Origin of the sequence: Bradyrhizobium sp. 138, assembly GCF_023074075.1 — a bacterium.
Classification (GTDB): Bacteria; Pseudomonadota; Alphaproteobacteria; order Rhizobiales; family Xanthobacteraceae; genus Bradyrhizobium.
Map to the genome: position 1 here is coordinate 94,493 of NZ_JADPKT010000063.1, position 11,954 is coordinate 106,446.

Consider the following 11,954-nt stretch of genomic DNA (forward strand, 5'->3'; position numbering starts at 1 on the left):
GACGGTGCGGCAACGCACAACACTGATAAATCAGGATTAGGACTGCTGAATGGTTGATACCAAGACCCCTGGCGACAAGAAGCTGAGCGTTCCGAGCAAAACGCTATCGCTCAAGCCGCGCGTCGAAACGGGCACTGTGCGCCAGAGCTTCAGCCATGGCCGCAGCAAGTCGGTCGTGGTCGAGAAGCGCGGCAAGCGCCGCATCGACGGCACGCCTGAGCCGCAGGCTGCCGAGGTGGTGAAGCCCGCTCCGGTCGCGCCCGCGCCCGCCCCTTCGCGCCCTGCGCCGCCGCGCAACGCCGGCTCCGGCGTGGTGCTGCGCACGCTGACCGAGGACGAACGCTCCGCCCGTGCCAGCGCGCTGGCCGATGCCAAGGTGCGCGAAGTCGAAGAGCGCCGCCAGGCCGAGGAAGAGGCCCAGCGTCGCGCTGTCCGCGAGGCCGCCGAACGCGCCGAGCGCGAAGCCGCCGAATCTCGCCGCAAGGCCGAGGAAGAGCGCCACCGTCACGAGGACGAGGCCAAGCGCAAGGCCGAGACCGAGGCCAAGAAGCGCTTTGGCGAAGGCGAGCAGCCGCAATCCGCGCCGCGTCCCGCGGCAGCAGCCCCGTCCGCTCCTGCGCCGCGGCCGGGAGCGCCCGCCGCGCGACCTGGAACTTCGACGGCCCGCCCGGGAACGACGACGACGCGTCCTGGGACCAGCACGCAGCGGCCGGGCGGCGGACCTTTGGGTCGCGCGCCCGCAGTGGCAGCGGGTCCCGACGAGGACGATGGTCCGCGCCAGATCCGTCGTGGTCCCGGCGGCGCCGCGCGTCCCGTGGTCGCCCCCAAGCCCACCCACAAGCCCGGCCCGCAGAAAGAGCGCGGCCGCCTGACCGTCGTGACCGCACTCAATGCTGACGAAGTGCGCGAGCGTTCGATCGCCTCGTTCCGCCGCCGCACCCAGCGCTTGAAGGGCCATGCCTCGAATGAGCCGAAGGAAAAGCTCATTCGCGAGGTGGTGATTCCGGAAGCGATCACGATCCAGGAACTCGCCAACCGCATGGCCGAGCGCGCGGTCGACGTCATCCGCATGCTGATGAAGCAGGGCGCGATGCACAAGATCACCGACGTGATCGACGCCGACACCGCCCAGCTGATCGCCGAAGAGCTCGGCCACACCGTCAAGCGGGTTGCCGCGTCCGACGTTGAGGAAGGCCTGTTCGACGCCATCGACGATTCGACCGACACCGAGACACGCTCGCCTGTCGTGACAGTGATGGGCCACGTCGACCACGGCAAGACCTCGCTGCTCGACGCGCTCCGTCACGCCAACGTGGTGTCCGGCGAAGCCGGCGGCATCACGCAGCATATCGGCGCCTATCAGGTCGTCTCGCCCGAAAGCGGCAAGAAGATCACCTTCATCGACACGCCCGGCCACGCCGCGTTCACCGCGATGCGTGCCCGCGGCGCCAAGGTCACCGACATCGTCGTGCTGGTGGTCGCGGCCGATGACGGCGTGATGCCGCAGACGGTCGAAGCCATCAACCACGCCAAGGCTGCGCGGGTGCCGATCATCGTTGCCATCAACAAGATCGACAAGCCCGACGCCAAGCCCGAGCGCGTCCGCACCGAGCTGCTCCAGCACGAGGTGCAGGTCGAATCGTTCGGCGGCGATGTCGTCGACGTCGAAGTGTCCGCCAAGAACAAGACCAATCTCGACAAGCTGCTCGAGATGATCGCGCTCCAGGCCGATATCCTCGACCTCAAGACCAATTCGGAACGGCCGGCCGAGGGCACGGTGATCGAGGCCAAGCTCGACCGCGGCCGCGGCCCGGTCGCGACCGTTCTGGTCCAGCGCGGCACGCTCCGGGTCGGCGACATCATCGTCGCAGGCGCCGAGATGGGCCGCGTCCGCGCGCTGATCTCGGATCAGGGCGAGACGGTGCAGGAAGCAGGCCCCTCGGTGCCGGTCGAAGTGCTTGGCTTCAACGGTCCGCCGGAAGCCGGCGATCGTCTCGCAGTGGTCGAGAACGAAGCCCGTGCCCGCCAGGTCACCAGCTATCGTGCGCACCAGAAGCGCGAGAACGCGGCTGCCTCGATCTCCGGCATGCGCGGCTCGCTCGAGCAGATGATGTCGCAATTGAAGACCGCGGGCCGCAAGGAATTCCCGCTGATCATCAAGGCCGACGTGCAGGGCTCGCTGGAAGCGATCCTCGGCTCGCTGGAGAAGCTCGGCACCGACGAAGTCGCAGCCCGCATCCTGCATGCCGGCGTCGGCGGCATCTCGGAATCGGACGTGACGCTGGCCGAAGGCTTCAACGCCGCGATCATCGGCTTCTCGGTTCGTGCCAACAAGGAGGCCGCTGCGGCCGCCAAGCGCAACGGCATCGAGATCCGCTACTACAACATCATCTATGATCTCGTGGACGACGTGAAGAAGGCGATGAGCGGCCTGCTCGCGCCGACCTTGCGCGAAACCATGCTGGGCAACGCCTCGATCCTGGAGATCTTCAACATCTCCAAGGTCGGCAAGGTCGCCGGCTGCCGCGTCACCGACGGCACCGTGGAACGCGGCGCCAATGTGCGCCTGATCCGCGACAACGTCGTCGTGCACGAGGGCAAGCTGTCGACGCTGAAGCGCTTCAAGGACGAAGTGAAGGAAGTCCAGTCCGGTCAGGAATGCGGCATGGCCTTCGAGAACTACCACGACATGCGCGCTGGTGACGTGATCGAGTGTTACCGCGTGGAGACGATCCAGCGCTCCCTGTAAGTCCAAATCTTACCGAAGCGCCCGGATCTTTTTGAGCTGAAATTGCGGGAGTGCGATGGCCGCTTTTTCCGGCCATCCACCCCTCTTCGTTTCAACAGGACAAATGACAATGCCCGTGTCCCAGACACGGGCATGACGAGGTGATTTTCGAGAATGCCACGCCATCATCAGAAGAAGAGTTCCGCACCAGGCGGAGGCTCGCAACGTCAGTTGCGCGTCGGCGAGCAGGTTCGCCACGCGATGGCCGATATTCTGGCGCAAGGCAATGTGCATGATGCGGACCTCGAAGGTCACATCATCACCGTGCCGGAGGTGCGGATGTCGCCCGACCTGAAGCTCGCCACAGTCTACGTGATGCCGCTCGGTGGCCGCGACACCGAGATCGTCATCGCTGCGCTCGAGCGCAACAAGAAGTTCTTGCGCGGCGAAGTCGCCCGGCGCGTTAACCTGAAATTTGCACCTGACATTCGCTTCCGCGTCGACGAACGATTCGACGAAGCGGAACGGATCGAGAAGCTTTTGCGAACACCTGCGGTGCAAAAGGACCTCGAACAGGACTTGGAACAGGATCCGGATTCGGATCGGGAAGAAGAACGATGACGATGGACCCGGCTCACGACACGATCAGCGGCGAACAGGCCGATCAGCGCGAGGTGCAGAAGAATAATTTTGCGGACATGGGCGGCGATTCGCAGCCGCATCAGGAGCCGCGCCGCGTCAACAACGATCCGCGCGCCAAGCAGAAGGGCAACCAGGTTCGCCGCGACCGGCGCGACGTCCATGGCTGGGTCGTGCTCGACAAGCCGATCGGCATGACCTCGACGCAGGCGGTTGCGGTGCTCAAGCGGCTGTTCAACGCCAAGCGCGCCGGACACGCCGGCACGCTCGATCCCCTCGCCTCGGGCGGGCTGCCGATCGCGCTTGGGGAGGCGACCAAGACGGTTCCCTTCGTCATGGACGGCCGCAAGCGCTACCAGTTCACGGTGTGCTGGGGCGAGGAGCGCGATACCGACGACATCGAGGGTCGGGTGACCGCGACCTCGGACCAGCGTCCGACCCGTGAGGCCATCCTGGCCCTCCTGCCCCGCTTCACCGGGGTGATCGAGCAGATCCCGCCGCGCTATTCCGCGATCAAGGTCCAGGGCGAGCGCGCCTACGACCTCGCCCGCGACGGCGAGGTCGTCGAGCTGGCGCCCCGACCCGTCGAGATCCACCATTTAACCCTTTTAGATCAACCGGATAACGACCGGGCCGTGTTCGAGGCCGAGTGCGGCAAGGGCACCTATGTCCGCGCGCTGGCCCGCGATATGGGCCGGATTCTCGGCACTTATGGCCATATCTGCGCACTCAGGCGGACCCTGGTCGGCCCATTTGGCGAAAACGACATGATTCCACTGGATCAGCTGGAGGCTTTGTGCGATAGAGCCGCGTCCGGCGAGGGTAGCCTCGCCGACGCGCTTATGCCCGTTGAGACCGCGCTGGACGACATCCCGGCACTGGCCGTCACTCGGGCTGATGCGGCAAGGCTCCATCGGGGCCAGGCCGTTTTGTTGCGCGGACGGGATGCGCCCACTTGTAGCGGCACAGTCTATGTCACGGTGGCAGGCCGGCTTCTCGCGCTTGCTGAAGTCGGCAATGGCGAAATCATCCCCAAGCGTGTGTTCAACCTGACCGGCTTGACTGCCTCAACCGGTCGCAACGAGAGAAATTGACGATGTCGATTGCCGCAGAACGCAAAGCGGAAGTCATCAAGACGAATGCCAACAAGGCCGGCGACACCGGCTCGCCCGAGGTCCAGGTCGCGATCCTGTCGGAACGCATCAACAACCTCACCAACCATTTCAAGACCCACGTGAAGGACAACCATTCGCGTCGCGGCCTCTTGAAGCTGGTCTCGACCCGCCGCTCGCTGCTCGACTACCTCAAGAAGCGGGACGAAGCGCGGTACAAGGCGCTGCTCGAGAAGCACAACATTCGTCGCTAACAGTTCTTGCGCGCGCCAACGGCGCGCGTTTTCGCACGTGGCTTCGAACCAGAGCGCCTATTTTAAGCTTTTTGATCGAGGCTGCGCGCACGTCGGATGCGAGCCGTTGACGGCTGGCATCCGGGCACGATCGGCGAAAGACCGCGGTTCGGTGTTCGCATTCGTGCTGACTGAAAGTCCAGCAGCAATCCGGCGGCTGGGCACAACGGGCAAGGCGCCCGTATGACCCGAAAGGATGGACGCCATCCGAAATCCAGAAACCATGGCAGGATCGCAGGACGCTGATCACCCGCTTTGATCAGCGCCCCGCAATCTTGCGCATGGTTTTTGTTTTTCGCGAGCCGTCCTTCTTTCGAGAACCATGAAAGAAGACCTCTATGTTCAATAAGCATTCAGTCGAGATCGACTGGGGTGGACGCCCTCTCAAGCTGGAAACCGGCAAGATCGCCCGCCAGGCCGACGGCGCCGTCGTCGCCACCTATGGCGAGACCGTGGTGCTTGCCACCGTCGTCGCGGCGAAGGCGCCGCGTGAAGGCGTCGACTTCCTGCCGCTGACCGTCGACTATCAGGAAAAGACCTACGCTGCGGGCCGCATTCCCGGCGGCTATTTCAAGCGCGAGGGACGTCCGACCGAGAAGGAGACGCTGGTCTCCCGCCTGATCGACCGTCCGATCCGTCCGCTGTTCGTCGACGGCTGGCGCAACGAGACCCAGGTGATCGTCACCGTGCTCTCGCATGACATGGAAAACGACCCTGACATCGTCGCGTTGGTGGCCTCGTCGGCGGCGCTGACGCTATCCGGCGCACCGTTCAAGGGCCCGATCGGCGCGGCCCGCGTCGGCTTCGCCAATGACGAGTTCATCCTCAACCCGACGCTCGACGAAATGGTCGACACCCAGCTCGACCTCGTCGTCGCCGGCACGGCCGACGCCGTCCTGATGGTGGAATCGGAAGCCAAGGAGCTGAACGAAGACATCATGCTCGGCGCGGTGATGTTCGGTCACCGCCACTTCCAGCCGGTGATCAACGCGATCATCGAGCTCGCCGAGAAGGCCGCCAAGGAGCCGCGCGAAGTCACCGTGATCGACAATTCCGCGCTCGAGATGGAAATGCTCGGCCTCGTCGAGCAGGAGCTGCGCGCCGCCTACGCCATTCCGGTCAAGCAGGATCGCTACGCCGCGGTCGGCAAGGTCAAGGAGAAGATGCTGGCCCACTACTTCCCGGAGGGCGAGGAGCCGAAATACGACAAGCTCCGCGTCGCCGGCGTGTTCAAGGAGCTGGAAGCCAAGATCGTTCGCTGGAACATCCTCGACACCGGCAAGCGCATCGACGGCCGCGACAGCAAGACGGTGCGCAACATCGTCGCCGAAGTCGGCGTGCTGCCCCGCGCCCACGGCTCGGCGCTGTTCACCCGCGGCGAGACCCAGGCGATGGTCGTGACCACGCTCGGCACCGGCGAGGACGAGCAGTACATCGACGCGCTGTCGGGAACGTACAAAGAGACGTTCCTGTTGCACTACAACTTCCCTCCCTACTCGGTCGGTGAGACCGGTCGCCTCGGCGGCACCAAGCGCCGCGAGATCGGCCATGGCAAGCTGGCCTGGCGCGCGATCCACCCGGTGCTGCCGCCGCATCACGAATTCCCCTACACCACGCGCGTGGTGTCGGAGATCACCGAGTCGAATGGTTCGTCCTCGATGGCTTCGGTCTGCGGCGCTTCGCTCGCGCTGATGGATGCCGGCGTGCCGCTGAAGCGGCCGACCGCGGGCATCGCGATGGGCCTGATCCTCGAAGACAAGCGCTATGCGGTTCTCTCGGACATCCTCGGCGACGAGGACCATCTCGGCGACATGGACTTCAAGGTCGCCGGTACGGAAGTGGGCATCACCTCGCTCCAGATGGACATCAAGATCGAGGGCATCACCGAAGAGATCATGAAGGTCGCGCTCGCCCAGGCCAAGGATGGACGTATCCACATCCTCGGCGAGATGGCCAAGGCGCTCACCAACGCCCGCGCCGAGCTCGGCGAATACGCGCCGCGCATCGAGACCTTCAAGATCGCTACCGACAAGATCCGCGAAGTGATCGGCACCGGCGGCAAGGTGATCCGCGAGATCGTCGAGAAGACCGGCGCCAAGGTCAACATCGAGGACGACGGCACCGTGAAGGTCGCCTCCAGCGATGGCGAGGCGATGAAGGCCGCGATCAAGTGGATCAAGTCGATCGCGTCCGATCCGGAAGTCGGCCAGATCTATGACGGCACCGTCGTCAAGGTGATGGAGTTCGGCGCCTTCGTGAACTTCTTCGGCTCCAAGGACGGGCTCGTCCACATCAGCCAGCTCGCTTCGGCGCGCGTGCAGAAGACCTCCGACGTCGTCAAGGAAGGCGACAAGGTCAAGGTCAAGCTGCTCGGCTTCGACGACCGCGGCAAGACCCGCCTGTCGATGAAGGTGGTCGACCAGACCACCGGCGAAGACCTCGAAGGCAAGGACAAGGGCGGCGAGGGCGAAAAGGCTCCGCGCGAAGCCGCCGGCGAGTAAATCTCGCGGCATCAGAAAAACGAAGGGCGGCCTTTCGGCCGCCCTTTTTGTTTGGCGCTTGCTGAGCCGAGAGGGATCAGGCCGCGATGTCGTACCGGTCCAGGTTCATCACCTTGGTCCAGGCCTTGGCGAAGTCCTGCACGAACTTCTCCTTCGAATCCGAGGTCGCATAGACCTCGGCGAAGGCGCGGAGCTGCGAGTGCGCGCCGAAGATCAGATCGGCGCGCGTGCCGGTCCACTTCACCGCGTTGGTCTTGCGGTCGCGGGCCTCGTAGGTACCGTCAGCCGCAGGCGTCCACTGCGTGCTCATGTCGAGCAGATTGACGAAGTAGTCGTTGCTCAGCGTGCCCACCTTCGCGGTGAGAACACCGTGCTTCGAACCGTTCGCGTTGGCGCCGAGCACGCGCAGGCCGCCGACCAGCACCGTCAGCTCGGGTCCCGAGAGCTTCAGAAGCTGCGCGCGATCGACGAGGGCTTCCTCCTGCTGCAGGAACTGATGCTTCTTGCCGACATAGTTGCGGAAGCCATCGGCGCGCGGCTCGAGCGGCGCGAAGGACTCCGCGTCGGTCTGCTCCTGCGAGGCATCCATGCGGCCCGGCGTGAAGCCGACCTTGACGTCGACGCCGGCATCCTTGGCGGCCTTCTCGACCGCAGCGGTGCCGCCGAGGACGATGAGGTCGGCCAGCGAGACCTTCTTCGCGCCTGACGACGCGTTGAAGTCCTTCTGGATCGCTTCGAGCTTGCCGAGCACCTTGGAGAGCTGAGCCGGCTGGTTCACCTCCCAGTCCTTCTGCGGGGCAAGACGGATGCGCGCGCCGTTGGCGCCGCCGCGCTTGTCCGAGCCGCGGAACGTCGAGGCCGACGCCCAGGCGGTCGAGACCAGCTCGGACACCGAAAGGCCCGAAGCCATGATCTTGCTCTTCAGCGCAGCGATGTCCTGGTCGCTGACCAGCTCGTGGTTCACGGCCGGAATCGGATCCTGCCAGATCAACGTCTCCTTCGGCACCAGCGGGCCGAGATAGCGCTGGATCGGACCCATGTCGCGATGGGTGAGCTTGAACCAGGCGCGGGCAAAGGCGTCCGCGAACAGAGCCGGGTTCTCCAGGAAGCGGCGCGAGATCTTTTCATAGGCGGGATCGAAGCGCAGCGAGAGGTCGGTGGTCAGCATGGTCGGCCGATGCTTCTTCGACTTGTCGAAGGCGTCGGGAATGATCGCGTCGGCGCCCTTGGCCGTCCACTGGTTCGCACCGCCCGGGCTCTTGGTCAGCTCCCATTCGTATTTGAACAGGTTCTCGAAGAAGTTGTTGCTCCACTTCGTCGGCGTCGTCGTCCAGGTCACCTCGAGGCCGCTGGTGATGGAATCGCCCGCCAGGCCCGACGCGTGCTTGCTCTTCCAGCCGAGGCCCTGATCTTCCAGCGCACCCGCTTCCGGCTCCGGTCCGACCAGCGAGGGATCACCCGCGCCATGGGTCTTGCCGAAGCTATGGCCACCGGCGATCAGCGCAACGGTTTCCTCGTCGTTCATCGCCATGCGGGCGAAGGTCTCGCGGATGTCCTTGGCCGCAGCAACCGGATCCGGCTTGCCGTTCGGGCCTTCCGGATTGACGTAGATGAGACCCATCTGCACCGCGCCGAGCGGCTCGGCGAGCTGGCGTTCGCCGCTGTAGCGTTCGTCGCCCAGCCACGTGCCCTCGGGACCCCAATAGAGCTCTTCCGGCTCCCAGACGTCGGCGCGGCCACCCGCAAAACCAAACGTCTTGAAGCCCATCGATTCCAGCGCGACGTTGCCGGCGAGCACCATCAGATCGGCCCAGGAGATCTTGCGGCCATACTTCTGCTTGATCGGCCAGAGCAGACGGCGCGCCTTGTCGAGATTGGCGTTGTCGGGCCAGCTGTTGAGCGGCGCGAAGCGCTGCTGTCCGGCGCCGGCGCCACCACGGCCGTCGGTGATGCGATAAGTGCCGGCGCTGTGCCAGGCCATGCGGATCATCAGGCCGCCATAGTGACCGAAATCGGCGGGCCACCATTCCTGCGAGTCGGTCATCAGTGCGGTCAGGTCCTTGATGACCGCGTTCAGGTCGAGCGTCTTGAATTCCTTGGCATAGTCGAAGTCCTTGCCCATCGGATCGGACAGGCTGGAATTCTTGTGCAGCATCTCGATGCTGAGCTGCGTCGGCCACCAGTCGCGGTTCACCCGCGTGGGTTTTCCGCCCGAAAACGGGCACTTCGAAGTGTCGTCCATGAATACCTCCTCTGGTGGCGTCGAACTCGCGCCTTTGACCAGGTAGAACCACTCTAAGCGTCGCGTTCGATCAGGGGAAGTTGACTTTAATGATCGCTGCGATAGGATTTTCTGATGATCAACGTGACCCTGCGCCAGCTCCGGTACTTCGATGCGCTGGCGCGCCATGGTCATTTCGGCCGCGCGGCCGAGTCCTGCTCCATCTCGCAACCAGCCTTGTCGATGCAGATCAAGGAGTTGGAGCAAGCGCTGGGCGGCCTGCTGTTAGAGCGCAACGCGCGGCAGGTGGCGCTGACCCGGTTCGGCGAGGAGCTCTCCCAGCGCGTCCGCGACATATTACGCTCGGTCGATGAGCTCGGCGATTTCGCCCGCGCCTCGCAGGATCGCTTCGCCGGCCGCTTACGCATCGGCATGATCCCGACGATCGCGCCTTATCTCCTGCCCACGATCACCAAGAATCTCACGCGCACGCATCCGGAGCTCGATATCCGCGTGCGCGAGACCATGACGCCGCGGCTGATCCAGGAGTTGGTGGAGGGACGGCTCGATACCGCCATCGTCGCGCTGCCGGTGTCGGAGCCCTCGCTCACTGAGGTCGCCCTGTTCGAGGAAAAATTCCTGCTGGTCCGGCCGGGCGCGGATGAGGGCACACCGGCACCGTCGCGGGAGATGATGCGCGAGATGCGGCTGTTGCTGCTCGAGGAGGGCCACTGCTTCCGCGACCAGGCGCTGTCGTTCTGCAACATGCAGTCGGCGCCACCGCGCGAGATGCTGGACGCCAACTCGCTGTCGACGCTGGTCCAGATGGTCAGCGCCGGCATCGGCGTGACGTTGATCCCGGAGATGGCGGTTCCGGTGGAGACACGATCGGCCTCGGTCTCGCTCGCGCGCTTCCGCGATCCGCAGCCGTCCCGCACCATCGGCATGGTCTGGCGCAAGACCAGCCCGCTGGCCCGGCAGCTGCTGCAGATCTCCGAGGTGGTGTGCCTGTCGGCCGGCAAGGTGCGGGCGCGGCAAGCCGTGCGCAGCCAAAGAGCTTAGCTTTTCGATGCCGCATCCGGTCATCCGTCCCGCCCGTGCAGACGAATACGACGAGGTCGGCCGCGTCTGGATGGAGAGCTGGGTCTCGACCGGCCTCGCCGAAGCCAGCGACTTTCTGCTGGCAAACCTGCGCGCGCGCATCCGGCGCGAGATCGAGGACGGCTGGAGCCTGTTCGTCGCCGACGATCACGGCACCATCGCCGCGATGCTGGCGCTACATCTGCCAAAACTCTATCTTGACATGCTGTTCGTCGCGCCCGCCTATCAGGGCCAATCGCTCGGCCGGCAATTGCTCGCCTTCACCCGTACGCAAATGCCTGACGAGATGTCCCTGCGTTGTGTCCGCGAGAACGAAAAAGCCTGGCTCTGGTACGAGCGCGAAGGTTTTGTGTTCGAGAAGGAAGAGATCGAGCCGTCGAACGGGTTCACGATGAAGTATTATCGATGGAAGCAGCAGCGGCCGACCGGATAGACGATGTACGCCGGATGCAGCTTGCGGTTGTCACACTCCCACCCTAGTGTGGCGCGTCCCGTGCCCCCTCGCCTCTGATCCCTCTTGGAATCCATGTTTCGATCTGCTGCCTCGGTGCTCGTCCTGCTGTCCTTTCTGGCTCCAGCAGCGGCGCAGACGCCTCCTGCGACCACCGCGCCGTCGGCTCCTGCAAAGTCCCCAGCAAAGAAGCAAGTGCCGAAAGCCACGCCGGATTCGAAGCGGATCAGTCCCGCAGATGCGGGAGCATGCGAAATCGGCCTCCTTTCCGTGATCGCCAATCGATTTGGCGTCCAGCAGGTCGGCTTCACCATGTTCGGGAATGAGTACACGCCCGTCCCTGTCGACAGTTGGGGGCTTGACGATCTCATCATATCGCGGGTTCGTGCCGCCGCGTCCGGGAAGTCGGTCAGGCGCATCGCGTATTCGCCCGGTGCCTGGACACGTGCCGCCGAGTCGGGATCGCCCATGCTAAGACGGAACCCGGAGCGGCAGGAATTCGTGCAACAGAGCGCCGCGAGCTCCCGGTGTCAGCGCTATGTCCTGGTGGAGCGATTCCAGAACGGCTTCAGCAATACCAACCAATCCGTCGAAGGTTTTGGTATCGTGAAGTGGGGCAATCCCATCAAGCGGCGTACGTTCCTGTTCGCATTGACCTACGTCACCGTGTACGATGGGCAGTCGTTCGAGGTCATCAAGAAGGGCGCCGCTAGCCTGGATGACGAACCGATGGTGTCACGCGTGTTGGGGATCAATCCAATCAGCGGGCCCAACCGAGAGCTGGACGAGTCCGCTTTCCCGGCCGCGCCAGCCGAGGCGGCAGCCAACCCGAAGCTGCGCGACGGTGTTCGTGCGCTGCTGACGACAAGTCTCGACCGGACATTGCCCCGGCTGCTCCAGCAATAAGG

At 64.5% G+C, this 11,954-nt stretch carries 9 protein-coding genes; 8 read left to right on the forward strand and 1 reads right to left on the reverse strand.

Annotated elements, in window-relative coordinates; all coding sequences use genetic code 11:
* Positions 1-49: 49 nt before the first annotated feature.
* The 5 genes from infB to pnp all read left to right on the forward strand — a co-directional run bounded on the left by infB (position 50) and on the right by pnp (position 7,273).
* Positions 50-2,749: a translation initiation factor IF-2 gene (gene infB, locus IVA79_RS20615; RefSeq protein ID WP_247556076.1), complete on the forward strand. Its 2,700-nt coding sequence runs from the start codon at positions 50-52 to the stop codon at positions 2,747-2,749.
* A 153-nt stretch (positions 2,750-2,902) separates the two neighbouring features.
* Positions 2,903-3,349, forward strand: a complete 447-nt coding sequence (gene rbfA / locus IVA79_RS20620) for a 30S ribosome-binding factor RbfA (protein ID WP_247556079.1) — start codon at positions 2,903-2,905, stop codon at positions 3,347-3,349.
* Entirely contained in the window at positions 3,346-4,461 is a 1,116-nt protein-coding gene (gene truB, locus IVA79_RS20625; protein WP_247556082.1) for a tRNA pseudouridine(55) synthase TruB, read from the forward strand. The genes rbfA and truB overlap by 4 nt, the downstream gene beginning before the upstream one ends.
* Positions 4,462-4,463: 2 nt before the next feature.
* Complete coding sequence (rpsO, locus tag IVA79_RS20630; RefSeq protein ID WP_008131787.1) at positions 4,464-4,733, forward strand: 30S ribosomal protein S15; 270 nt, start codon at positions 4,464-4,466, stop codon at positions 4,731-4,733.
* Between the two features lie 377 nt (positions 4,734-5,110).
* Entirely contained in the window at positions 5,111-7,273 is a 2,163-nt protein-coding gene (pnp, locus tag IVA79_RS20635; protein ID WP_247556085.1) for a polyribonucleotide nucleotidyltransferase, read from the forward strand.
* 76 nt (positions 7,274-7,349) lie between these two features.
* Here the strand turns inward: pnp and katG are convergent, their stop codons facing one another.
* Positions 7,350-9,515 (reverse strand): catalase/peroxidase HPI, encoded by a 2,166-nt coding sequence (gene katG, locus IVA79_RS20640; RefSeq protein WP_247556086.1) that lies wholly within the window; start codon positions 9,513-9,515, stop codon positions 7,350-7,352.
* 114 nt (positions 9,516-9,629) lie between these two features.
* On the opposite strand from katG, the gene IVA79_RS20645 reads away from it, so the two are divergent.
* The 3 genes from IVA79_RS20645 to IVA79_RS20655 all read left to right on the forward strand — a co-directional run bounded on the left by IVA79_RS20645 (position 9,630) and on the right by IVA79_RS20655 (position 11,952).
* Entirely contained in the window at positions 9,630-10,556 is a 927-nt protein-coding gene (locus IVA79_RS20645; RefSeq protein ID WP_247556088.1) for a hydrogen peroxide-inducible genes activator, read from the forward strand.
* Positions 10,557-10,563: 7 nt separating this feature from the next.
* Positions 10,564-11,028 carry a GNAT family N-acetyltransferase gene (locus tag IVA79_RS20650; protein WP_247556090.1) on the forward strand — a complete coding sequence of 155 codons (465 nt, stop codon included), beginning with the start codon at positions 10,564-10,566 and terminating at the stop codon, positions 11,026-11,028.
* 84 nt (positions 11,029-11,112) lie between these two features.
* Positions 11,113-11,952, forward strand: a complete 840-nt coding sequence (locus IVA79_RS20655) for a hypothetical protein (RefSeq protein ID WP_247556092.1) — start codon at positions 11,113-11,115, stop codon at positions 11,950-11,952.
* Positions 11,953-11,954 lie beyond the last annotated feature (2 nt).

Coding starts and splice junctions, on each gene's coding strand:
- infB (WP_247556076.1), top strand. CDS start 50: ATGGTTGATACCAAGACCCCTGGCGACAAGAAGCTGAGCGTTCCGAGC.
- rbfA (WP_247556079.1), top strand. CDS start 2,903: ATGCCACGCCATCATCAGAAGAAGAGTTCCGCACCAGGCGGAGGCTCG.
- truB (WP_247556082.1), top strand. CDS start 3,346: ATGACGATGGACCCGGCTCACGACACGATCAGCGGCGAACAGGCCGAT.
- rpsO (WP_008131787.1), top strand. CDS start 4,464: ATGTCGATTGCCGCAGAACGCAAAGCGGAAGTCATCAAGACGAATGCC.
- pnp (WP_247556085.1), top strand. CDS start 5,111: ATGTTCAATAAGCATTCAGTCGAGATCGACTGGGGTGGACGCCCTCTC.
- katG (WP_247556086.1), bottom strand. CDS start 9,515: ATGGACGACACTTCGAAGTGCCCGTTTTCGGGCGGAAAACCCACGCGG.
- IVA79_RS20645 (WP_247556088.1), top strand. CDS start 9,630: ATGATCAACGTGACCCTGCGCCAGCTCCGGTACTTCGATGCGCTGGCG.
- IVA79_RS20650 (WP_247556090.1), top strand. CDS start 10,564: ATGCCGCATCCGGTCATCCGTCCCGCCCGTGCAGACGAATACGACGAG.